Genomic DNA, 23,220 nt, shown 5'->3' with positions numbered 1-23,220 from the left:
TTATGGCAGCACAGCAAGCTCCGGCCCAAGAGCTGTTTAGAGAGGCCTTTGAGAATCGCTACACCTGGGATGAGGACTTTCCTGGCTACCGAGCTGAGATAGCCTACTTTCCCAAAGAAGGTGACAGCAGCCTCTCCTTCTCAGGAGTTGTGAGTATTGACTGCAACATGAAGATTGATGTTGCCGGCGTCGAGGACGAGGAGATCCGCCAGAAAATAAGGGAACAGATGTGGGAAATCATGGTGCATCGCGTTCGTCATTCCTTCGACGAAGAACACGGTGGCCACACCTTTGTCTATGGAGAGCCACAAAATTCAGACATCACTGAAGTTCTTGTTTCGGGCTTATCTTCTACCGATAGGTACTGGGTTCAGGGCAAGCACATTCAAAGGGTGCATCGCCATCTTGCCAATCGGACAATTACAGTCTCAGTTCAAGAGTTTTACGATACAGGTGAGGGCTACCTACCCACTCACTACACTGCTGAGTATTGTAGCCCAGGAACCGAAGAAAAAACTCAAGCAAAGATGATCTATGAAGATCGTTATCAAAAAATAGGTCGGTATTGGATTCTAGTTGAGAGAAGAATTTGGGAAGAGCAGGATGGCAAAAAAAGTGCATCGCCTCAGCTTTTCCTCTTCTCAAATATTCGATTTTTCGAATAGCTGGGAAAATAAGTTTTCTCTTTGCGGCTGTGAGCATCTCTTATAATAGAAGGTGATGAGGTGCTCACAGCCAAGCTCAAAACAGATGGCCACAGGGTATCTTTTTTAGAGTTATCTATGACTAAGCTGGACTTAAAAAATGTACCTGGACACCAAGTACTGGCTGCGGCAGGTAAAAAGGCACTTCGACCGGGGGGCTTTGGCGCCACCGAACGGCTCTTCAAGTTTGCCGAGTTCCGTCGAGGAGAAACAGTGCTAGAGCTTGCTTCGGGCCTTGGCTACACAGCCATTAGATTGGCAAAACGCTATGGCGTGTATGTTACCGGCATTGAGAAAAATCCAGATAACATTGCTCGTGCTCGCGCTAATGTTTCTGCAGCAGGGCTAGCTGGCCAAGTTGAGATCCTCGAGGGCGATATCTTTCACCTAGATCAAGTTGATAAGAAATTTGACTATGTCTTGGCGGAAGCTATTTTAACAATGCAGTCCGATGCAGGAAAATCTAAAATTTTGTCCGAGATTTACAATTGCCTCAAGCCAGGGGGTAAGTTTCTCAGCCACGAGCTGCGGGTTAAGGGATCCAACGCTGACATCATCCGCAAGGAGTTATCCTCCGTAATTCGTGTCAATGCCAATCCTTTATCTACTGACGGCTGGCTTTCAACTGTTCAGCAAGCAAATCTTACGGTTGTCGACTACGACACCGGCCCCTTAACTTTGCTCAATCCTGTTGCCATTGCTACAGAGGAAGGATTGCCGACGCTCTTGACTATAATTTGGAATGTACTTACACGTCCTGTAATCCGCCAGCGGATCTCAGCTATGAGGCAAATCTTTAGCCGATATCGAAATAACCTGGGCTACATGGTACTGGTTGCTGAGAAGGAGGCTCAATGATGTCCCTCGTCTCCCCTGAGTCACCTTTTTTGCAGCTCAAAGATCACATTGCCTATTCGGCAGGAGGAATCCGTAGCAAGATCATCTGGAAAACTGAAATCTGCCAATATACTCTTTTCTGTATGGCAGGGAGTACAAGTATTTCCGAGCATACCTCCACAAGGGACGCCACTCTCCACGTCATTGAAGGAACCGGGGTCTTAACCCTTGCAGGAGAAAAGATCTCTCTATCTCCGGGCGTATTTGTCCTAATTCCGGCAAATGTTCCCCATGAGTTAAAAGCCACTGCCGATCTTGCTTTTGTTCTGACCTTATCAAAGGCAAGTTAAGAACGCCGCCTTTTACTCAGCCAGCCGGTTAACATCGCTAAAGCAAACATTCCCAGCAGAGCAAAGCCCAGCAGCCACCTTCCCTGCTCCAGGATCCCTGCCCCTAGAGCTACTACTGGGGGTGTAGAGATGGCAATGCCCAAAGCTAGCGCGAGAAGAAAGTTCTGCCATTTCATTTGGGTTAGGCCGGCAGCGTAGGCGACAAAGTCGAATAGGCCCGTCATTAAAAACCCGGCCGTAAGGAAAATATTGTTTTCCAGATAGTTGGCTGAAAGGGCATCGACTTTATACATCCATTGTCGCCCAACCATTCGCTGTACTAGGCCTCTACCAAACTTTCTGGCCAGGTAAAAGTTAAGTGTACAAGAGGTAAAATCGGCAATTGCAATGTAAAGGATTCCTGCCCCAAATCCAAAGAGTGCTCCTGCCAGGATGGAGTAAACAGTGCTAGGTATGGCAGGAATAATAATACTCAAGGAGCGTAATCCGATCAGAGCAAGGGGTGCCCATGGGCCTAGTTTTGCTATAAATTCTCGAGTTGTGTCTGGATCTAAGCGACGGGCCAGCAAGATAGCAGCTACCAGGACAACAAGCAACAACAGCAGTGAGAGGATATCCTTCCTTTTCCTAGAATTGGTTCTGCTGCTGGAGGGTAGCTTTTCTGAGGAGGTAGGAGACGATCCTGCTGACTCGCCAAAGGCAGTGCCGGGGGGATAGTAGAGCTCATTCCTCAAAATCCAGCCTGTTTTTTGCTGTAAGTAGGCATGCGTGCTCAGTCCCAGGTGCCTTGCTTCTTCGGCCACGGTTTTATAGTCTAGGCCCAGTAGCTTGCAAAGCTCTCTTTGTCGAATACCTGAAGGTGGCTGCATAGGGCAAAGGAACACCAAGGGTTTCTACTTTCTCTGCCAGATACTTGAGGTTTTCAAGGAGCGCTTGAAACAGGTATGATTTCCATAGGCCTTGTTTTGCTAGTGTAGAAGGTGTTGCATGTTTTGATCTTTAGAGGTTGACAATGATCTTGTGTATTGGCGATGTTCTCAGTTTAGCAGAATTGCAACAAACCTTGGCCATTATATCCGATGCTGAATTTGTAGATGGTGCCCTGACGGCTGGCTGGAATGCCAGGCTTGTCAAAAATAATAGGCAGATTCCCAAGGGATCCCTCCAGCACCAGAAGATTCAGGAGATTGTCTTTGCAGCTCTAGAGCGCAATTTGCTGTTTCAGATGGCTGCTCGGCCCAAGCTCATTCATTCTATTTTGATTAGCCGCTACGAAGCGGGCATGTCTTACGGCACTCATACCGACGATGCGCTTATGGTTGATCAGCGTCAGCTTATGCGTACAGATATTTCCTTTACCCTATTTCTGAGTGCCCCCGAAGACTATGACGGTGGTGCGCTAAAAATTGAGAGTAGCGAAGGAGAACGAGCCTACAAGCTGCCGGCGGGCGCCTTGATTCTCTATCCTGCTTCGACCTTGCACCAAGTTGAGCCTGTAACCCGCGGGATCCGCTATGCTGTCGTCAGTTGGGTTCAAAGCCTAATTAGGGATCCGCAAGAACGCGAGATCCTCTTTGATTTAGAGACTGTGCGGCTGCAGATGTTTCAGGAATCGGGCAAGACACGCCACTTTGATTTGGTCTCCAAAGTTTACGCGAACCTGCTGCGGAAATGGGCGGAGCTCTAGAGGGATCGAAGAAAATAGAGCAGGGCTTCTCTGTCTTCAGCAGCCATATTTTTAAAGATCTCGCGGGAGCGTTCAGCTTCTCCCCCATGCCAGAGAATGGCCTCCTCGAGGCTGAGAGCGCGGCCATCGTGCAAATAGCCGGAGTAGGGCAGAACTGTCTGCGACAAGCCGATGCCCCACAAAGGGGGGGTGCGCCATTCTCGGCCCGTAGCCTCAAAGTCAGGGCGGCCATCTGCCAGTCCTTCGCCCATGTCATGCAACAGCAAATCGGTGTAGGGGTGGATGACTTGGTTGGCCAGGGCAGCGATCTCATGAATGCCGGTGTGCAGCTCTGGTCGGTGACACTTGGCGCATTGGGCTTGGACGAAGAGCTTTTCACCTCGCTGAACTTGGGGATCCTGCCAAAGGACGCGGCCAGGCACAGCCAGGGTTTGCACGTAAACGGTTGTCGCTTGGAGAGTGTCCTCGTCGATATCTTGGCTGCCATCGGCGGCCGGAAAAAGAGGATTCGTGACACCCATGTCGTTGGCGTAGGCGGCCGCAGTTTGTTGCCTGAGGTTGGGGGTATTGGCTTTCCAACCAAACCGTCCCAGCACCAGACGCTGCTGCTCTTGATCCCAAACAGAGTTGGGGCGGCCAGAGATGCCATCCCCATCAGTGTCGTCGGGATCGGCTGCTTCTAGGATTGCAGACTCGGGAACTGCTTCCAGTAGGCCCGCTCCAAACACCGGCTGGGGGATCCGCAGGGAGATGAGGACAGGCTCAATCGGCGATCCCTCCAGAGTCAACAGCTTCACAACAGGAGAACGAAGCCTGTAGGCGGTTCCGTCGGCGTACTGTCCGGTCTGCTCTACCCAGTGCAACTCCACCTTGGCCTCTGGCCGATAGCCTCGAACGGCCTTTTCTTGAATCTGCGTGCCGATGCCGGGCACAGGGGGAGTGTTGCCATAAGGAGCCATGGCCTCCCATCCAAAAGGCCGGGGATCCCCACTTCTATCCAGGGATCCAACCTGGCTCACCCTAACCACCCGCTGTCCTTTCTCGGGTAGACCGCGGCCGTTTTTGACATGACAACCGGCGCAGGAGTTGTTGTTGAACAGAGGTCCAAGGCCGGGGTTAACAGGCGCTGGAGCCGCTACAAAGTTGGCCTCAAAGGCAATGTCCCCCAGGGCATGCAGCCTGGCCCAGCGGGGATCCAAATTGGGGGCCGGCTGCTCGTAGGCTGTTGAGGTGCGGTTCCAAAGGGTTGTTTCGCCACCCGCTCGCGGGGGCAATGGCTGGGATCCATCTAGGCCGGCGGAAAAAGCCAGAAAGCTCGCTGCCCAAAGAGAGGCCAATCCCAGCATGAACATCTGGAGAAGACGACGCATAGGCTATCAAAATAGCGGCAACTCAACTCTTTTCGGACTTTCTTACTGCTGCAGAAGCGGCACAACTTCCTGAGCAAAGTTATCGAAAGCGTCTTCAATTTTTTCCATAGCGGCGGTAATAGATCCACGGGCATTGGCATCGCAAAGGCTTTTTTCGATAGGGTCAGGGATCCCCTGGAGAGCCGCCGCTGCTGCTTGTAACTCCGACTGAATTTGACTATCCAAATTGGGGTTGATGTCCCGGACAAATTGGCTGAGGCCGCGACCTTTTCTATCCCTAAATCCACCCAAGTAAGCATATTGGACGCTGCGCAGGTTGGCCTGAAACTCCGGCAGCGAATGGTGGGCAAAGCGGCTTTCCAAGAGAAAGGGATTTTGCCGGGCGAAGGCTTCGCCAATTTTGACCTTGCCCAGCTCGTCCAACATGCTGAGAATACCTTGGGCTATTTCTTCAGCAGCAGCTTGCAGCGTCAGGTAGCTCTTGCTGCCCTCCCCGGCTTTCACCCATTCTTCGCGAAAAGCAGGCAGCCCTTGCACGCCCTCTGTCCAGCTCTTGAGTAGCTTTTCCGCCGTATCCGCCAAAACCGGGCCAAGGGCAGCCAAGTACTCCCGATCCCGCTCGGTAAAGTCTTGCAAGGACTTATTGTTATCCACGCCAAAGAGCAGGAAGGCCACGGCATGAAATCCCTTTTGCCCGCTTTCCAACTCGGCCACGGTCTCTGGAGTGAGGGGATCGCCGCTGTTGAGAACTTCCAGCACCTCCACCTCGTTCAGGGGCCATTCGTCCAAATCCGCATCTAGCCCCAAGGAGGCCGCCGGCCCGAAGGCAAAAGCCTCGCTCTCCTCCCACGTTAGACGGGCAACAGACCAAGCCTGGCGAGCCGCTTGCAAAGTCTGGGAATTGGGATCTTGCACGAAGGCCTGGATGGCTTGAGACAGGGCCTGGGTATCGGCGGCCAACTGCTCATAGGCAGGGATCACCACCTGATCGGCAAAGTCGATCAAAATCTGCCGATCCTGAAACCGCTGCTCAGGAGAGAGCACAACGGCTGGCCGGCCAGAGCCCGCTCCTTCTTCTCCCCCTTCCCCACCCTCGCCGCCGCCATCCACCGGGATGGGCCGACACTCTGGGTTCATTTGAGCCGCCTGCTGGGGCGAGGCCTGGCTCAGGGCCGGTGGATCCTTTTGGCTTTCCCCGCAAGCAGCCCCGCTAACCAGAACATAAAGCCCTATCCCCGTCCACAGCTTCAGATATCTCGACATCTCCTCTGGGCTCCTTACCCCTCGGCTTGGCCAACTTTGGCTTGATTGTAACCTAGCTATTGAGACTCAATCTTAAGAAAAGAGAGATTTTTATCACCGGTTGCCACGGGATCCCTCGCTTAGGCCCAACCCTTCAGGGACAACTGCCGCGCACAAAAGCTGTGGAAGGCGAAGTTAACCTGGATTTTAACAAAATTTAACCCCAGGTATATTGATATCTTCTCTCAAGAAGCCTAGAGTGAGTCACAGCTTGCTATTGAGACTTACTCTCAATAGTTGGTTGTGTGTCTCGAAAGGATGTGTCCGTGCGGCCAGAGGCGGGCCTGGGGCAAAGTCTCTGGCCTTTTCCCAAGCAATCTTGTTTAGAAACGCAAGAGGAGCGGAGATGACAGCGACGATACCGAAGCAAGAAGGGGGATCTAGCTCGCAACAACAGATCCCCTGGTGGGCGGGCAACGCCCGTTTGACCGTTCTTTCTGGCCGGCTGCTGGGGGCGCATGTGGCCCATGCCGGGCTGATCGTTCTCTGGGCAGGGGCGATGACCCTGATCGAGTTGGCTAAGTTTGACCCCAGCCGACCGATGTATGAGCAGGGGCTCATTCTCTTGCCCCACCTGGCCAGCTTGGGGCTGGGGGTGGGATCCGGCGGGGAAGTTTTGGATACGGATATCTACTTTGCGGTGGGAGCGATCCACCTCATCAGCTCTGCCTTTTTGGGGTTTGGGGGCATTTTTCATGCCCTGCGCGGGCCGGCGGTGCTGGATCCCAAAGCTTTTCCCCTGTTTAGCTACGACTGGCAAGACAAAGACAAAATGACCACCATCCTAGGGATCCACCTAGTGCTGCTGGGCCTGGGAGCCTGGCTTTTGGTGCTCAAGGCAATGGTGTTTGGCGGGTTGTTCGACCCGGTGGCGGGAGAAGTGCGCCTAGTGGCTCCCAACTGGAACCCCTTTGGCCACCTGCTGGGCACGGAAGGTCGCCATTGGATAGCCGGGGTGGACACTTTGGAAGACGTGGTGGGCGGCCACCTCTGGCTGGGCCTGCTCCTGGTGGCAGGTGGGATTTGGCATATCGTGACCAAGCCTTTTGCCTGGGCAGAACGGATTTTTGTCTGGTCTGGGGAAGCTTATCTTTCCTACAGCTTGGGAGCTTTGGCCTTGATGGGGTTTATTGCCGCCTATTGGGTTGCCGTCAATCCCGTCGTCTATCCCGAAGTTTTCTATGGGCCGCTGCTGCGGGTGGGCTTGGATCGCTATCCCTTTTTTGAGCAAGGGGGGGCTCTCACATCTAGGGTTTGGCTGGCCAATGCCCACTTTTGGCTGGCCTTTTTCTTCCTTCAGGGTCACCTTTTCCATGCCCTAAAAGCACGAGGATTCAATTTCCGTACTGGCAGAGTAGAGCTTGCTGCGCAGCAGGTCTAACGACAATCTGGCCATCTAATTTTGGGCTTTGCACTTGCAGTTTCGAGGTAGGAGCAATGGCAAAAATAGGTCTATTTTTCGGCACTCAAACCGGAAATACCGAAAGAGCTGCTGAGATGATTCAAAAAGAGCTGGGCGAAGACAAGGTGGATTTGATCGACATTGCCGAAGCCAGTATTGAGGACTTTGAGAAGTACGACTACTTAATTATCGGCTGTCCAACCTGGAACATTGGGGAGCTGCAGGCCGATTGGGATGGGTTTTTTCCCAATTTGGATGAAATCGATTTTTCCGGTAAGACGGTGGCCTACTTTGGAGTTGGGGATCAGTTAGGCTATCCCGACAACTTTCAAGATGCCATGGGGATCCTGGCCCAAAAAATCGCCGAGCGTGGCGGCAAAAACGTCGGCTCCTGGCCCACAGAGGGCTACGAGTTCAATGAGTCCAAGGGAGTGGTTAACGGCGAGTTTGTCGGCCTTGCCCTGGATGAAGACAATCAGCCGGAGCTGACGGAAAAACGAATTAAAGAGTGGACGGCCAAACTCAAAACACTCTTCAATCTGTAATCTCAAACCCGGCTTCTTAACTTGTTGTGGATACTGTGGGAGTTTGTCATGACTGGCGCAGTTCTATCTTCATCACCTACCTCTGCCGAGGGATCCCCTCAGGTCAGTTGGTTGGCAGGCAATGCTCGCTTGGTGAATCTGTCCGGAAAGCTGCTGGGGGCCCACGTGGCCCATGCGGGGTTGATCATGCTGTGGGCCGGCGGCATGACCCTGTTTGAGGTGGCCCACTGGGATCCGGCTCAGCCCATGGGCAGCCAAGGGCTGATCTTGCTGCCCCATTTGGCCACGTTGGGTATCGGCGTTAATGCAGAGGGGGTGGCCACGGATCCCTATCCCTTTTTTGTGGTGGGCGTTCTGCACCTGATTGCCTCGGCGGTGCTGGGGGCAGGAGGGATCTTCCATGCCCTTTTGGGGCCGGAGGTGCTGCCCAAAGGAGAAACCTTGGCCCAGTTTTTCGGCTACGACTGGGAAGACGACGACAAGATGACCACCATCCTGGGGATCCACCTGCTGCTGTTGGGGCTGGGGGCTTGGTTGCTGGTGGCCAAAGCGCTCTTCTGGGGAGGGCTGTACGATGCTCACCTGGGCCGCGTACGGGTGGTAACGGATCCCACCCTCAATCCGCTGCGGATCTTCGCCTACCTGACGCCGCTGATGGGCCAGCAGGGCATGGCTGCTGTGGATAACCTAGAAGATCTGGTGGGAGGGCACATCTACGTTGGCCTGCTTTGCGTCTTGGGGGGATGGTGGCACATAGCCACACGGCCCTTTGCCTGGGCCAAGCAGATCCTGATCTACTCGGGCGAAGCCTACCTCTCCTACAGCCTGGGGGCCCTGGCCTACATGGGCATCTTGGCGGCCTATTTTGTCAGCGTCAACGAGATTGCCTATCCGGTGGCTTTCTACGGGCCGCTGGGGCTGGCTGCCGACGAGATGGGTGTGGTGAGCAGCCGCACCTGGTTGGCCACAGCCCACTTTGTCTTGGGGATCCTGTTTTTGGCAGGGCACATCTGGCATGCCATCCGGGCGCGGGCGGCAGCCAACGGCTTTGACTTCCAGCGCGGGGGCTGGGTGCGAGCCACAGATCCGCAGGTGGGCAACTTGGAGACGCCGGTAAACCAGGGGGATCTCACCCTGCTGCTGCTGCAAAACCTGCCCATCTACCGGGAGGGCTTGTCGCCCTTTCTGCGTGGCTTGGAGATTGGCATGGCCCATGGGTACTTTCTGGTGGGGCCGTTTTACAAGCTAAGTCCGCTGCGGGATTCGGAGCAGGCCCTGACAGCAGGGACGCTGGCGACCATCGGCCTGGTGCTGATCCTGACGGTTTGTCTCTCCGTTTACGGACGGGTGTCCTTTCCGCGCTCGCGGCTGGTGGCGGTGGTCAATACCCCCTACGGCGAGGTGGCCTATCCGACGCCAGGGGTGCAACTGATGGCGGAATCGCAGGGATCCCCTCAGCCGGTGCGCCTGCCGGCAAGCTCGGAGGACTTGCCCGAAAACTTGCGCACCCGCGCCGGTTGGAGCCAGTTGGCCGGAGGGTTTCTGGTGGGCGGTGTTGGCGGTGCCCTGTTTGCCTACATGCTCTTGAGCAGCGGCGATGTGGTAGCCCAGATTTTGCCGGGGCTGTAAAGCAGGGTTGAGGCTTCTCAAAGCAGGGGAGGGGAGATCCTCATCCCCTCCTCTCTGTCCCGATCTGCCCGGTTTGGATAGTTCTGCCGATTTCTAGAACTCTTGTTTGTGAAGCTTTTGTCAGCCACCGGCTTCAATCTTTCGACAGTCGAAATGGGACGGCCAAAATGAGTTTAGGTTCCGCTTCCGCGCTCTCTTTTGAGGCACTTTATTTGGGTGTTTCTCCCAGTCTCAAGCTTTTCGACCGGCCTTTGCTGGGATCCCTGGGAAAATGTTTCCGTGTGGCCTACTGGGAGTATCACCAAACCCAGGATGAGCCCTGTAGTTTAGAGACAGTCGTGACGCTACTATACGAATACCTGAAGGCTTGGGATCGACCGGTGCACCTCATCGGCCATGGCTTGAGCGGGGTGGTCGCCTATCTTTTCGCGTGCCACTATCCCCAACGGGTACGGTCTCTGACCCTGCTGGCAGTGTCCGATCAGCCTGCCGCTACCTGGCACGCCCATTTCTACCTGCAACGAAAAATGTTTTTCTGTAGCCGAGAACAGCTCCTGGTGCGTATAGCCCAGAGCCTTCTGCCCACTTCAGAACAGTGGCGAGCGCGCTCACTCTCCTATGCTCTGGCTAAAGACTTAGATACTTCCCCCATACCTCACTCCCTATTTCAGGTGATAGCGATTCCAGCTCGGAAAGTTTCGGTGCCGATGTTGGTTTGCGCCAGCAAGGATGACCCCATTGTGGATCCTGCTGCGCTCGAGAAGTGGAAAAACCACTTAAAGCCGGGGGATCAAATGTGGCTTTGCCCTGGAGGGCGACACTTTTTTCACTATTCTTTTCCAAGTTTGGTCAATCTGAAAATCATGGATTTTTGGCAGGAACTGCGCAAACTTCAGCCCAGCATGGCCTAAGGCGGCTGGATCTTCGCGGGATGATGGACATGGCCGCTCATTCAAACACTGGAGGAGCTCCGTTTGCCGCCCAGGTCGAGCCCCTCACAACAGAAAAACGGGCAGGGGTGGAAGGAGGCCATTGAGCTGCCGGTAAAATTGATAGAATGAGGCCGGCCCCCCGACTTGGATAGGGAATGGGCTTGACTGTGGGATCCGCGACTATGTTCGACAAACTGCTCTTTCCCATCGACAACTCGCGTGAGACCAGCCACGCCTTGCCCTTAGTGGCAGACATAGCGCAGCGCTACAAAAGTCAGGTGTACCTGCTCTCGGTTCTGGATGCTGCGGAGCTGGACGCGGAGCGGGCAGAACAAGCCCGGCAGAACATCCAGAACCTGCTCAAACAGACGGAGCTGGGCCTACAGCAAATTGGCATCAGCAGCGTCAAGAGCGAGTATCGCGAGGGAAAAGTGCCCTTTGTGATCTGCGATGTGGCAGACGAGCTGGAGATCAGCCTGATCGTGATGGGATCCCGTGGCCTCAGCTTGTCTGCGGAGGGGCGGAACAACTCCGTCAGCCACCGGGTGATCGACCTCGCCCCTTGCCCGGTGCTGGTGGTGCCCTGAGGGGCAAGGATCCCGGCAAGTGTTATCCTGGAGAGTACTTCAAGGGGGGCTCTTGCCCAGTCTAAATGTTGCCTTGTGTAACAGCAAGGCTATTATTCTTTGGCTTATCTGAGAGTTTGCAGTACAACGAAGAGCGAGATGCAGCTTTGTCCGACTTTGTGGGCGGTCTGCAGGATCAGATCCCGGTATGCGCACATCTGTATTGACTTCAGAAAGTGTCGCCGGAAGAAGCTGTGAGCCTCATTGTTAGCAACAGCCGGTCAGTTCCCTTCCGAGAATCGTCATGGAAAGTCGTGGTTATAACAAGTCCTCGCAGAAAAGCTTTGAGGTGATGCGGCACTTCGCAGAAACCTACGCCAAACGCACTGACACTTTTTTCTGCTCCGATCCTTCGATTACGACCGCGGTGATCGAGGGCTTGGCTCTACACAAAGAGCAATTGGGCGCCCCGCTATGTCCCTGTCGTTTTTATGAAGACAAAGAGGCAGAAGCAAAAGCCGGCTATTGGAATTGTCCCTGTGTACCCATGCGGGAGCGAAAAGAATGCCACTGTATGCTCTTTTTAACCCCAGACAACCCCTTTGCCGGCACCAGCCAAACCCTAGAGGAGGTGCCCCTAGAGTACCAGGCCAAATAGTTGGCAATGGGTCTGTCTCTGGGTTGAGCGACAAAGACCGGTATAATCGGGAAATAGTTGGGTAGTCGATAGTCGCAGGAGGAGGAAACTCTTTTTATGACTCCCTCACTTGCTAACTTTCTCTGGAGCTTGGTGTACGGCGCAGTGGTGCTAGGGCTTCTCTTCGGCGCCATCGTCTTCGTCAGCCAAAGAGATAGGGTGCGTCGTCGCTGAGTCTCCTGCTTGCCAGGGCTTGTCTGCGGATCGCTCACAACCCCTTATGATCAAAAGCTGATCTGGCGACATCCTGGGAGCGTTGACCCACCCTCTGCACTACTGGCGGCAAAAAAACCGCTACTACCACGAGGATCTAGAGCGGCTGCACCGCTTCTTCGTTCCTCCAGGACTGCGCATTCTCGAAATCGGCTCCGGCACCGGATCCCTGCTCAACGCTTTGCAGCCCGGTTTTGGCGTGGGGATCGACTGGGACGCGGAGATCGTTGCCCAAGCTCAGTTTCAGTTTCCCCATCTCCACTTCCGGGTGCAGGATGCCCACCGGCTAGACGAAAGGGATCCGGTCTTGGCGGGGCCTTTTGATGTTATTTTGCTCGTCAATACCCTGGGCTACCTGGCCGATATTCAGCAGGTTCTCCAGCAGTTGCGCCGTTTTTGTACGCCGCGTACCCGGCTGATCCTCTCCCACCACAACCCCCTCTGGGAGCCGCTGCTGGGCCTGGCGACTGTCCTCAAGCAGCGCATGCCTCTGCCGGCAGCCAACTGGCTCTCGGCTGGTGATGTGGCCAATCTGCTGCACCTGGCGGGGTACGAGGTCATTCAGCAGGGCAAGCGGCTGTTGCTGCCGCGGCGGATCCCATTGCTCTCGACGTTGATCAACCACTTCATTGCCCCCTTGCCTGGGATCAACGCCCTCTGCCTGACCGAATATACGATTGCCCGCCTCCAGCCCGATCCCGCCTGGGATCCCCCCCCTGAGGAGCAACCTTCTTGCACGGTGGTGATCCCGGCCCGCAACGAGGCGGGCAACATCCGCCGCTGTGTGGAGCAGTTGCCCGAGATGGGATCCCGAACTGAGATCATTTTTGTGGAGGGGCATTCCAGCGACGACACTTGGGCCGAGATCCAGCGGGTTCAGGCCGAATACCAGGGGATCCGCACTATCCAAGCTCTCCAGCAAGAGGGCAAGGGCAAGGGAGATGCAGTGCGCAAGGGGTTTGCCGCAGCCAGTGGCGATGTACTGATCATTCTCGACGCCGACTTGACCGTCCAGGCGGAAGACCTCCCCAAGTTTTTCCGGGCGGTGGCCTCTGGGCGGTGCGACTTTGCCAACGGCTGCCGCCTGGTCTATCCCCTGAAACCAGAAGCAATGCCGCGCCTTAACCAGTGGGCCAATCGTTTTTTTGCCGCTCTCCTCTCCCACATTCTCGGCATCCGCATCAAAGATTCCCTCTGCGGCACCAAGGCCCTGTGGCGAGAGGACTATTGGCAGATTGTCAAGCTGCGGCAAGAGTGGGGGGATTTTGACCCGTTTGGGGATTTCGACCTGTTGCTGGGGGCGGCCAAGCGCACCCTCAAGATCCTGGACATCCCCGTGCGCTATTTTCCCAGAACCTATGGCCGCTCCAACATCCAACACGTGCGGGATGGGCTGCGGCTGCTGCAGATCTGCGCTTTTGCCCTCAAGCGCTTCAAGGGATCCTGAGGCAACGCCAATGGCCCTCAAGTTTCCAGAAGGTGGGTCACCCCGCCCCCCTGGAGATTGTTACAATAGTTGGCTATCAATGAACTGGGTGGATCGGCCCCACAAAGAAGCACCGCAGGAAAGAAGCAATGGGGGAATCCATATTGAGCAGAATTGGGCACTGGATCTCGAATACTCCCCTACGTTCCCTTGATCGAGCTTATGATGCTGCCCTGCGCATTAAAGCCATCGAAGACCGCTACTTTCAGGGAGAGCCCATCGGCAACAACGGAACCCACGGCCAAAACACCAGCCGCTACTTTCAGATCCAATTGCGCCAGGAATTGCGCCAGATCGATCTTAGTTTAGCGGAGTTCAGGGCCAGCAGCGTCTTTTCTCGCCTGCCGGATCCCGCGCAAAATGGCAGTGGCCCTCGCTTCTCTGCCGATAAAGATCCCGGCAAAGATCCAAGCGCTCAAAAAGATCCCGCTGCCGAGGTCGGCTCTTCCGAGAACAAGGACCAAGATGCTGCAAATGGCCGGCAAAGTCCGGATCCCTCGATTTTGGAAAAGCTGGAGTTTATCGATCAGGTGACCTCGCGATACAAGCGCCCTGCCGCCCCACCCAAGCTTCCCCACCAGCCTGAACCACTGATCTCAACCCGTCCCCCTGCTTCTGAAGAGCCTGCCAAGCCGAGTCCTGTTAAGACCAACGCCGACAGCAGCGCTGCTCCGGCTGCCTCTAAAGCCGCCATCTTGCCCCGCTCTATTCTGCGCACGGCCAACCAGATCCGCCGTGAGCTGAGTTCGCAAGCAGAAGAGGAGCTGATCGAGGAGTACCGTGAGTCTCGCACGCGCACGCTGGTCTCAGTTCGGTTTTTGTTGTTGTTGGCCATTTTGCCGCTGCTTGTCCAGATTTTCTCGAAACAATTCCTGTTCGGACCGTTGGTGGATCGCCTGCAGCCGCAGGAACCCACCCTCGTAGCCCTAAGCTACGAATTTCAAGAGAAAGCTCTCTCCGAGTTTGAGTTTTTCAAGGAAAAAATAGAGTTTGAGCAGGCTTTACACCACCAATCTTCAGAGCCCAACCTAGAATCAGAAGACCAACTGTCCAGGAAGGCCGAGGAGTTGCTGCAAAAATACGGTCGCAAGAATTTGGAAGGCCTGAAGAACGTCTTTGCCGACTTGCTATCGCTGGCGGTATTTGGTTGGCTGATCTTTATCGGGCGCGAAGAAATTGAGGTTCTTAAGTCTTTTTTGGATCGCCTGATCTATGGCCTCAGTGACAGTGCTAAGGCTTTCATTATTATTCTTTTTACCGATGTCTTTGTGGGTTATCACTCACCCCACGGTTGGGAGGTGCTTCTGGGTAGCTTAGCTGCCCACCTGGGCCTGCCCGAAAACCGCAATTTCATCTACGGCTTTATTGCCACTTTTCCCGTTTTTCTGGATACGCTCTTTAAGTACTGGATCTTCCGTTACTTGAACCGCGTATCGCCGTCGGCGGTGGCCACCTACCATGCCATGAACGATTGAGGGTTCGCAGTTGCCTTCATTGGAGAATCTGGGCCGCTGCCCTCACCCCCAGCCCCTCTCCCAGAGGTGCCCAAGCGCTCCGCGCCGCTCACGCGACCACCCCCGGCCCCTCTCCCAGAGGGAGTTGCCCTCACCCCCAGCCCCTCTCCCAGAGGGAGAGGGGAGCTGGGGATCGGCCTAACGAGTCGTTTCGTTGCCGTTGGAAACAGCCCTAATTTGAGTTCTCTGAGTTAGCTGCGCAGGCGCAAGGACTGGCGATGGCAAAACCCGCAGACAAACCAACGCTCCAGTTCGGCGGCAGGGGTAGGGCAGCCACAGGTGGGGCAAGGGAGTAGGTTTTGCTGGGTCTGCCGTTGTTTGACCACTCTCGCCCAGCGCTCGAAAGCCACTTTCGGATCCGAGATGGGCTGTTTGGGGGGAGCGTTGCGGCAAGATCCAGGGCGTTGTCCATCTTGGGCAGCGAGGCGGGGGGGGCCATAAAACTTGCTGGTCAACTCCGCATCAGGGTGGGGAGCGACCGGGTTGGATCCCTCGTGCCAAGCGCCGGGGCTAAAGCGAATGTCGCTGAGGGGGGGATGCAGGCGGCTGTTGAGTTTTCTGAGAATGAGTTGGCGTTGTAAGGTTAAGTTTTGCGCCCAGGACGGGGTAGAGGTGGCTACCTGCAGCACCTGGCGGCGCACGTTGAGGGGATGGGTTTGCGCTGCTACCGCCTCTCCCACCACTTCCGGCCAAAGCTGCCTTAGGAGCTGCATTTGCTTCAGTTCAGCCCAACACGGATGGCTGCCAAAGCTACCCAGTGCCTCATCTAACCGTCGCAGCATGGTGTCGATAGGGATAGCTCAGGAAACGCCGTTTTGGTCTTCCAGCGATTTTGCCGCTTCGCTGAGGGCGGACTGGATGGAAGCGGCATCGGGCAGGGAACGGGAGCCGCCATTGAGGCTGACAAGTCCCTCCAGGCTGCGAATGTGAATATCCTGCTGCGGGAAAGGAATGCGGATCCCACGCCGCCGAAACTCCGCTTCGATGGCGAAGTTCAGCTCGCTGATCAAGACAAATTGATCCTGGGGACGGTTGATCCACACCAGCAGCTCAAAGTTGAGGGAAGAGGGGCCAAAAGACTTGAGCCAGACTTGGGGGGCGGGGCTGCTCAACACCCGAGCATTTTCTTTGGCAGCGCTGAGCAGAGCTTCGGTAACCAGGGCCGTATCGGAGCCATAGGCCACGCCGACGGGAATGTGAATGCGACAGCGGGGATCCCGGTAGCTCCAGTTCACCACCTTTGACTCGGTGAAGCGGGAGTTGGGCACAATCACAAAGATGCGATCCAAAGTGCGCAGGACGGTGGCCCGCGGGCCGATGCGCTCCACGGTGCCGAGCAGGTTGTCCACTTCCACCAGATCCCCGATTTGGATGGGGCGCTCCAGCAAAATAGCGATGTAGCTGATGTAGTTGTTGGAGAGGTTTTGCAGGCCAAAGCCGATCCCCAAACCCACCGCCCCGGCAATCACCGCCAGGGATCCCAGATTCAGGCCGCTGAAGGGCAAGACCAAGAGGATCCCGAACAGCGTGAGGATGTACTTGAAGATGGCCGTTGTAGACTCCTGGGTGCCCAGATCCAGTCCCAGCCGGCTCAGAAACCGCTGCTTAAAGCCAACGCTGACGTAGTGGGCAACGGTGAAGACCAAAACGGCCAGCACAAAGAAGACCAGTAAGCTGGCAATGGAGACGCTGGAATTGGGCAGCGGTTGGGTGAGGACGCCCAACGCCGTGGCCACCACCCGCCCCAAGCCCAGGTAAAAAGCGCGCTGAAACGGTCGCAGGGCGGGTATGAAGCTGATGCCGCGATCCAGGGAGATGCCGGCAATGAGAATTGCCCCCACGCCTCGCAGGAGCACTCCCCCAATGTCGATCCAGGTTCCCCAGGCCGGGCCGGCCTGGAGCTCCAGCCACCTCTGCAGGCGAACTAGGCTGCGGTCGAACAGCCGCCAGAGAAAGAACCCCAGCGCCAATGTGGCCAGACCGGCCAGGATGGTGAACACCAGCACGCGCGGATCCTGCGCCCGCTGCAGATCCAGCCGATCCTGCCGGTACTCGGCAATGGCTTGTTCCAGCCGTCGCGCCCAAGTGTTGGCCACCAGGCGCACGTCGTTGAGGCCCACCTGGCCCAGCGGCACCCTGCGCTCGGCGGCGGCATCGGCATAGGTGACGGTAAACAGATACCGCTGGGTGGCCTCAAAGCGGCCCCTTTCTCCCAGACGTAAGATGTATTGCCCGTTGGCATCCTGGTCCACCCGCACCTCCGGCTGCGGCAACTGGCCCTCCGCCAGAAAGCGCTCAATGATCGCCCGCACGTTGTCGGCCCGCACATCGCTGGGGTACTCTGCCGTCTGCAGGCGAAACACCGGGATGTTCCCCACCAAGACTTCTGTGCCCTCTTGGCCGGTAAAGGGGATCCCAGTTGGGCTAGGGGTCGGGGAGGGGGATCCCTCAGGAGTTGGCACTTCGGCAGGGGTGGGGCCGGTCTGGAAAAAGCCGGGATCCCGAAATTCAAGGGCCTGAGCCACCGGGATCCCAGCAGCCTTGGAGACCGGAGCAGGCAGGAGCCAGAGGCCGATCCCAGCTATCAGCCCCATCGCCAGGGCCGCTCCCTTCAGCAGGACAGAGTCTCGAATGGCTCGTTGGACACGAACGCCCATTGTCTCGGGGATCCCTAGGATGCTGCTGTAAGCCTATGGTGGCACAAGCAAATCCCGATTTTGGCCAACCCAAGTGAGGACTTTAAGTGCTCTGATGGTGGCCCAAAAGGCGTTGGCGCAGCTTTTTAATTTGGTCTCGCAGTTGCGCAGCTTCTTCAAATTCCAGGTTTTTGGCGGCTGCTTTCATCTTGAGTTCCAGTTGGCCGATCAGCTCCGGGATCTCCGACAGAGGGATCTCGTCTGTAGCTTGAAAGGCCTTTTCCAGATCTTGGTCGCTGAGTTTGCGGGAGATGGCCAAAAAAGACAAGATGGCGTTGCTGTTTTTCTTGACAATGGGCTTAGGGGTGATGTTGTGTTGGCGGTTGTATTGCAGTTGAATTTCGCGGCGGCGCTGGGTTTCGGCGATGGCCCGGGCCATGCTGCCGGTCAGGGTATCGGCGTACATCACCACCGTGCCACGGACATTGCGCGCTGCTCGCCCGATCATCTGAATCAGGGATCGCTCCGCCCGCAAAAATCCCTCTTTATCCGCATCCAAAATGGCCACCAAGGAGACTTCCGGCAAGTCTAACCCTTCCCGCAACAGATTAACCCCCACCAGTACGTCAAAGGCTCCTTCGCGAAAATCTTGCAAAATTTCAATTCGCTCAATTGAGCTAATCTCGGAATGCAAATAGCGAACCCGGATCCCGCGTTCCTGAAGGTATTCGGTGAGATCTTCGGCCATGCGTTTGGTGAGAGTGGTCACGATCACCCGTTCGGCAGGCCCCCGCTGGGAGCGCTCCAATCGCAGATAAATTTCTGCCAGCAAATCGTCCACTTGCCCAGCCGTGGGGCGCACATGCACTTCAGGATCCACCACCCCCGTGGGCCGGATGACTTGCTCCACAACCCGACCGCTGCCCGGCAGATAAAACTTTATGGCCTTGCCATCTTCCACCAGGGTTTGAAATTGGGCTCCGCTCTGCTCCAGTTCCCAGTTGCCGGGCGTGGCGGAAACGAAGATGCACTGGTGGACTTTGGCCCAAAACTCCTCGGCTTTGAGGGGGCGATTGTCGAGGGCACTGGGCAGGCGAAAGCCGTGATCCACCAGCACCTGTTTGCGGGCACGGTCGCCGTTGTACATGCCGCGAATTTGGGGCACGGTAACGTGGGATTCGTCCACCACCAGGAGCCAATCGTTGGCCTTGAAATAATCCACCAAACAGGCAGGCGGCTCCCCTTCTTTGCGCCCCGTCAAGTGCCGGGAGTAGTTTTCGATGCCGTTGCAATAGCCCACCTCCCGCAGCATCTCCAGGTCGTAGCGGGTGCGCTGTTCTAGCCGTTGGGCTTCCAATAGCTTGCCCTCTTTGCGGAAAAGGGCCAGTTGCTTCTCCAGCTCCTGCTCAATGTCGAGGATTGCCCGCTCCAATTGTTCTTCTGGTGTCACAAAGTGGCGAGCCGGGTAAACTCTGAGGGCGCTGAGGCTGGTCAAAATCTCACCTGTAACCGGATCAATCAGGCGAATGGCCTCGATCTCATCGCCAAAAAATTCAATGCGGATCACCCGATCTTCATACGCCGGCACAATTTCCAGCACATCGCCTTTGACGCGAAATCGTCCCCGTGCCAGCTCCAAATCGTTGCGCTCGTACTGGATGCCGGCCAGCTCCCGCAAGATCTCCCGTTGGTTGATCTCCTGGCCGACTTTGAGAGGGATGGAGGCCTTCAGGTATTCCTCCGGCATGCCCAAGCCGTAGATGCAGCTTACAGAAGCGACGACAATAACATCTCGCCGTTCAAATAAAGAGCGGGTGGCGGAGTGCCGCAACATGTCGATCTCATCGTTGATGGAAGAAGATTTGGCGATGTAAGTATCGGTGCTGGGCACATAGGCTTCCGGTTGATAATAGTCATAATAGCTAATAAAATATTCGACGGCGTTGTAAGGAAAAAGCTCCCTGAGCTCGTTGCACAGTTGCGCCGCCAGCGTTTTGTTATGGGCCATCACCAAGGTGGGCCTGCCGACCTGCTGGATGGTGTGGGCAACGGTAAACGTTTTACCGGTTCCGGTGGCCCCCAGCAGGGTTTGAAAGCGATGGCCCTCTGAAATTGACTTCACCAAGCCGGCAATCGCCTTGGGTTGATCCCCCATGGGTTGATAAGGAGAAACCAGTTGAAACGCTGACATAAGTTTAATTTTCTGATGATCCTGAGCCGAAAGTTCCAAGTCGAATCTAAATCTAGGGAATACTGCGCTCCAAATCCGCAGATTTCAGCGCAGCTATACAGATCGATAAGATCCGGTCTACTTCGTCGGGATAGGGGTAAGTATAGGGATCCAGGTAGATACCTTTGTTTGGTCTATCCAGCAGGGCGAATTGCCACAGCTCCCCAGAGGTGATGGCTCCCGTAAGGACAGCTTGGCCGTCGCCGAGCCACTGATCCAGGGCAATCATCTCTACAGATAATTGGGTTAAGCCTTGAGTAAGGTCGGCTTTTTTGGCCTCGACAACCAGCAAAGAGCGGTCTGTATAGAGATAGTAGTCCAGGGTACCTTTAAGCTTCTCGCTGACTTGAATTGCATATTCGATCCGCATTTGCGCTTGGGTATACTGTACTACCTTCAGTAAAAGTGGGGCAATCAGGATTTCTCGACGAGCTGCTTCACTTTTTAAGCTAATGTAGGGTAAAAGCTGCTCTAGGCTGAGTCTCAAGTCTGCGCCATTGGGCAGTCGTTCCAGAGTTGGCCAGGTAATCTTTCGTCGTGTAAAGGTATAGCCAAACTCGGCCAACACATCTTCCGGTTCAAAGGGAAGATCAAAATAGCTGCTGAAGGTGTAAGCCTGATCCGGCTTCAGCACAGGCACTTTTGGCATAGGGATCCGGGAACGTGCAGTTTCTCGGCTGGGTTCACTCTAGCATTGAGCTGAGGGAAAGAGGCTCAACCCCGCGCCTCGCCACCGATAGAATCCAAGAGGACAAAACCCAGAACCGGCGAAGACAGATCCCTCTCACCTGAACAGCCGCTGCTATGCCCTCCTCCTATTTCTCCTGGGATCCGGGATCCCTGACCGAAAGCCCCAACCTGGCCACAGCCGAGATTGACCGCCTCAGCACCTTGGAACTGGTGAGACGGATCAACGCCGAAGATCGGCGGGTGCCGGCAGCGGTGGCTGACCAAGCAGAGCCGATCGCCCAAGCCATCGATGCCATTGCCGAGCGGATGGGGCGTGGCGGGCGGCTGATCTATATTGGGGCGGGAACTTCGGGGCGCCTGGGAGTATTGGATGCGGCTGAATGCCCGCCCACCTTCGGCACTGCCCCCACACAGGTGGTGGCTTTGATCGCCGGGGGGGAAAGGGCTCTGACCCAGGCGGTAGAGGGCGCAGAGGACGACGCCGAAGCCGCTGCCCGCGCTCTGGAGAGTCTCCATCTCCAAGCTCAAGATAGTGTTGTGGGAATTGCCGCCAGCGGTCGTACCCCCTATGTGCTGGGTGGGATCCAAGCCGCCAGAAGCATTGGGGCGCTCACGATTGGCCTGGCCTGCAACCGTCCTTCCCCCCTGACCGAGCAGGTGGAGATTGCCATCGCCCCTTTGGTGGGGCCGGAGGTGATCCTCGGATCCACCCGCATGAAAGCCGGCACAGCCCAAAAGCTGGTGTTGAACACCCTCTCCACCGGAGTGATGATCCGCCTGGGCAAGACCTATGGCAACCTAATGGTAGATCTGCAGGCCGGCAACGCCAAGCTCAAACAGCGGGCGGAGCGAATTGTAGCCCTGGCTTGCGATCTGGATCCCACCACGGCTGCCCAAGTGCTGCAGACTTGTGATGGAGAAGTCAAAACGGCGATCCTTGTGACCTTGATGGGGTGCTCTGTTCAGGAGGCCCGTCGGCAATTGCAGCAGGCCCAGGGCAGCATTCGCCAGGTGCTCGATTCCGCTCGGGCGCGGCAGCGGTGACCACAGCTTGGTTGCTTGTCCATGAGCGTTTACGGCTACCTCTACACACCTGCCCACGCCCCCTTGCCGGAGCAGGAGTTGGCCTGGCTGAAGGCACAAGGAGCCGATCCCATCCTGCACGATTGGGGATCCCGAACTTATCTGGAGGAGCTGTTGCAGGACATCGCCGCCGGATCGGTGCAGCAGGTGCTGCTGCTGCGCCTGGCGGATCTGGGGGAGCGGGCGGAGGAAGTCCACCAACGGCTGTTGCAGATCCAACAGGCGGGGATCCAACTGAGCCTGGCGACCCAATCCGGCTTGCACACCCCCAGCGAGGCTGCCGACTGGATCCCGCTGCTGGCCGAGATCCCCCATCAATTGCAAAGCCGCCGCCTCTGCCACAGCCAAGCCCGCAACCGTCTGGCGGGCAAACCTCCCCCCGGCCCGGCTCCCTTTGGCTATCGCCGCGAGGGGGAGCGCTATGTGCTGGAGCGCCGCCAGGCCCCTGTTGTTCAGGATTTTTTCCAGCACTTTCTTCTCTACGGATCCCTGCGCCAAGCGGTGCGCTTTTTGGAAGAAAAACACCACAAGCGCATTTCGGTGGCCACGGGGCGCAACTGGCTGCTCAACCCGGTCTATCGCGGGGATCTGGCCTATGCCGACGGCACCGTTCTGCGCGATACCCACCCCGCCCTCCTCAGCCGCACGGAAGCGGCCCAGATCGATCGCTGGCTCAAACGCAACCAAAGGATCCCACGCCGCAGCGCCAGCGCCCCCCGCGCCCTGGCCGGCCTAGTCCATTGCCGTACCTGTGGCAGCCTTCTGCGCATCGTGCAAACCACCCCCGGCAAGGCCAAGAGGAACGGCTCCTCCTACCTCTACCTGCGTTGCCAAACCTGTCGCTACAGCCTCCACTACGCCCAAGTCCTGCAGGAGGTGATCCGCCAGGTCTGCGAGCAGCTCCCCCACCGTGCCCAAAACCTGGATCGGCAGGCCCTGGACCAAACCCGCCAACAGCTCCAAGCCCAGATCCAGGCCAACAGCGAGCGGCTGCGGCAACTGGAGGAGCTGCAGCAATCTGGACTGATGGATGAGCCCTCCCTGGCCCAGCGCTGCTACCAACTGCGGGCGGAAACGGCCCGTTTGGCCCAAAAGCTGGAACAGCTCCCTCCTGCCAACTTCCTCCAGATCGCCCAAACTCTCTCCATCCTGCCCTTCTGGCAAGACCTCAGCGAGAGCGAGCGCCGCGCCTACCTGCGGGAATTCCTGCGCAGGGTTGAGGTGGATTCTACAGGGGCCGTGCAGATTGCCTTTGCCTTCGATCCCTGAGATCCCTTTTGAAGTTGGGGATTCCGCGTCTCCTCTGGCCATTGAGACCATTCTTGAGACTCTCCCTCAAAGCGGGAA

The 23,220-nt window shown here is 56.4% G+C and carries 22 protein-coding genes; 15 read left to right on the top strand and 7 right to left on the bottom strand.

All coding sequences use genetic code 11. The features are described from left to right. The first annotated feature begins 2 nt into the window (after positions 1-2). The 3 genes from NW862_RS00175 to NW862_RS00165 all read left to right on the top strand — a co-directional run bounded on the left by NW862_RS00175 (position 3) and on the right by NW862_RS00165 (position 1,891). The gene (locus NW862_RS00175; protein WP_414336167.1) at positions 3-665 is read left to right on the top strand and encodes a DUF3386 domain-containing protein; all 663 of its coding nucleotides are present in this window, start codon (positions 3-5) and stop codon (positions 663-665) included. Positions 666-782: 117 nt separating this feature from the next. Then, a complete protein-coding gene (locus NW862_RS00170) occupies positions 783-1,562 on the top strand; it encodes an SAM-dependent methyltransferase (RefSeq protein WP_414336166.1) in 780 nt (259 codons plus the stop codon). Further along, on the top strand, positions 1,562-1,891 hold the full coding sequence (locus tag NW862_RS00165; protein ID WP_414426821.1) for a cupin domain-containing protein: 330 nt from the start codon (positions 1,562-1,564) through the stop codon (positions 1,889-1,891). Before NW862_RS00170 ends, NW862_RS00165 begins: the two co-directional genes overlap by 1 nt. On the opposite strand, the gene NW862_RS00160 is transcribed toward NW862_RS00165, so the two are convergent. Beyond that, complete coding sequence (locus NW862_RS00160; RefSeq protein WP_414426820.1) at positions 1,888-2,490, bottom strand: TVP38/TMEM64 family protein; 603 nt, start codon at positions 2,488-2,490, stop codon at positions 1,888-1,890. The genes NW862_RS00165 and NW862_RS00160 overlap by 4 nt on opposite strands. A gap of 413 nt (positions 2,491-2,903) precedes the next feature. Here NW862_RS00160 and NW862_RS00155 point away from each other — a divergent pair, with 413 nt between their 5' ends. After that, positions 2,904-3,578, top strand: a complete 675-nt coding sequence (locus NW862_RS00155) for a Fe2+-dependent dioxygenase (RefSeq protein ID WP_414333710.1) — start codon at positions 2,904-2,906, stop codon at positions 3,576-3,578. Here the strand turns inward: NW862_RS00155 and NW862_RS00150 are convergent. After that, positions 3,575-4,948, bottom strand: a complete 1,374-nt coding sequence (locus tag NW862_RS00150; RefSeq protein ID WP_414368045.1) for a di-heme oxidoredictase family protein — start codon at positions 4,946-4,948, stop codon at positions 3,575-3,577. The two genes, NW862_RS00155 and NW862_RS00150, sit on opposite strands and share 4 nt — an antisense overlap. Before the next feature lie 42 nt (positions 4,949-4,990). Further along, entirely contained in the window at positions 4,991-6,211 is a 1,221-nt protein-coding gene (locus NW862_RS00145; RefSeq protein WP_414333707.1) for an imelysin family protein, read from the bottom strand. Positions 6,212-6,596: 385 nt separating this feature from the next. Between NW862_RS00145 and NW862_RS00140 the strand changes: the two genes are divergently transcribed. The 9 genes from NW862_RS00140 (at position 6,597) to pxcA (ending at position 15,195) form a co-directional block, all read left to right on the top strand. Then, entirely contained in the window at positions 6,597-7,631 is a 1,035-nt protein-coding gene (locus NW862_RS00140; protein WP_414333705.1) for a chlorophyll a/b binding light-harvesting protein, read from the top strand. A gap of 56 nt (positions 7,632-7,687) precedes the next feature. Next, a complete protein-coding gene (gene fldA / locus NW862_RS00135; protein ID WP_414333703.1) occupies positions 7,688-8,197 on the top strand; it encodes a flavodoxin FldA in 510 nt (169 codons plus the stop codon). Between the two features lie 48 nt (positions 8,198-8,245). Next, the gene (locus tag NW862_RS00130) at positions 8,246-9,826 is read left to right on the top strand and encodes a chlorophyll a/b binding light-harvesting protein (protein ID WP_414426819.1); all 1,581 of its coding nucleotides are present in this window, start codon (positions 8,246-8,248) and stop codon (positions 9,824-9,826) included. A 212-nt stretch (positions 9,827-10,038) separates the two neighbouring features. Continuing rightward, on the top strand, positions 10,039-10,737 hold the full coding sequence (locus tag NW862_RS00125; protein WP_414333699.1) for an alpha/beta fold hydrolase: 699 nt from the start codon (positions 10,039-10,041) through the stop codon (positions 10,735-10,737). A 203-nt stretch (positions 10,738-10,940) separates the two neighbouring features. Beyond that, positions 10,941-11,345, top strand: a complete 405-nt coding sequence (locus NW862_RS00120; RefSeq protein WP_414333698.1) for a universal stress protein — start codon at positions 10,941-10,943, stop codon at positions 11,343-11,345. A 283-nt stretch (positions 11,346-11,628) separates the two neighbouring features. Further along, a complete protein-coding gene (locus tag NW862_RS00115; RefSeq protein ID WP_414333696.1) occupies positions 11,629-11,982 on the top strand; it encodes a ferredoxin-thioredoxin reductase catalytic domain-containing protein in 354 nt (117 codons plus the stop codon). A gap of 96 nt (positions 11,983-12,078) precedes the next feature. Beyond that, positions 12,079-12,195, top strand: a complete 117-nt coding sequence (locus NW862_RS00110; RefSeq protein ID WP_011431389.1) for a photosystem II reaction center X protein — start codon at positions 12,079-12,081, stop codon at positions 12,193-12,195. A gap of 82 nt (positions 12,196-12,277) precedes the next feature. Next, complete coding sequence (locus NW862_RS00105) at positions 12,278-13,681, top strand: glycosyltransferase (RefSeq protein ID WP_414333694.1); 1,404 nt, start codon at positions 12,278-12,280, stop codon at positions 13,679-13,681. 128 nt (positions 13,682-13,809) lie between these two features. Further along, positions 13,810-15,195, top strand: coding sequence for a proton extrusion protein PcxA (gene pxcA, locus NW862_RS00100; protein WP_414333693.1), 1,386 nt, complete (start codon positions 13,810-13,812; stop codon positions 15,193-15,195). 230 nt (positions 15,196-15,425) lie between these two features. On the opposite strand, the gene NW862_RS00095 is transcribed toward pxcA, so the two are convergent. The 4 genes from NW862_RS00095 to NW862_RS00080 all read right to left on the bottom strand — a co-directional run bounded on the left by NW862_RS00095 (position 15,426) and on the right by NW862_RS00080 (position 20,749). Further along, positions 15,426-15,947 carry a DciA family protein gene (locus tag NW862_RS00095; RefSeq protein WP_414426818.1) on the bottom strand — a complete coding sequence of 174 codons (522 nt, stop codon included), beginning with the start codon at positions 15,945-15,947 and terminating at the stop codon, positions 15,426-15,428. An 87-nt stretch (positions 15,948-16,034) separates the two neighbouring features. After that, positions 16,035-17,891 (bottom strand): mechanosensitive ion channel family protein, encoded by a 1,857-nt coding sequence (locus tag NW862_RS00090; protein ID WP_414333690.1) that lies wholly within the window; start codon positions 17,889-17,891, stop codon positions 16,035-16,037. A gap of 82 nt (positions 17,892-17,973) precedes the next feature. Further along, positions 17,974-20,061, bottom strand: a complete 2,088-nt coding sequence (uvrB, locus tag NW862_RS00085) for an excinuclease ABC subunit UvrB (protein ID WP_414333689.1) — start codon at positions 20,059-20,061, stop codon at positions 17,974-17,976. Positions 20,062-20,113: 52 nt separating this feature from the next. Beyond that, on the bottom strand, positions 20,114-20,749 hold the full coding sequence (locus NW862_RS00080; protein ID WP_414333687.1) for a hypothetical protein: 636 nt from the start codon (positions 20,747-20,749) through the stop codon (positions 20,114-20,116). Positions 20,750-20,904: 155 nt separating this feature from the next. Here NW862_RS00080 and murQ point away from each other — a divergent pair, with 155 nt between their 5' ends. Continuing rightward, a complete protein-coding gene (gene murQ / locus NW862_RS00075; protein WP_414333685.1) occupies positions 20,905-21,834 on the top strand; it encodes an N-acetylmuramic acid 6-phosphate etherase in 930 nt (309 codons plus the stop codon). A gap of 21 nt (positions 21,835-21,855) precedes the next feature. Then, complete coding sequence (locus NW862_RS00070) at positions 21,856-23,142, top strand: recombinase family protein (protein ID WP_414333683.1); 1,287 nt, start codon at positions 21,856-21,858, stop codon at positions 23,140-23,142. The last annotated feature ends 78 nt before the right edge of the window (positions 23,143-23,220 follow it).

It is taken from the genome of Synechococcus sp. H55.8, assembly GCF_047462375.1.
In the GTDB taxonomy this organism is placed as follows: domain Bacteria; phylum Cyanobacteriota; class Cyanobacteriia; order Thermostichales; family Thermostichaceae; genus Thermostichus.
The sequence above is the reverse complement of the archived record's forward strand: the minus strand, read 5'-3'. Positions and strand labels throughout refer to the sequence as shown.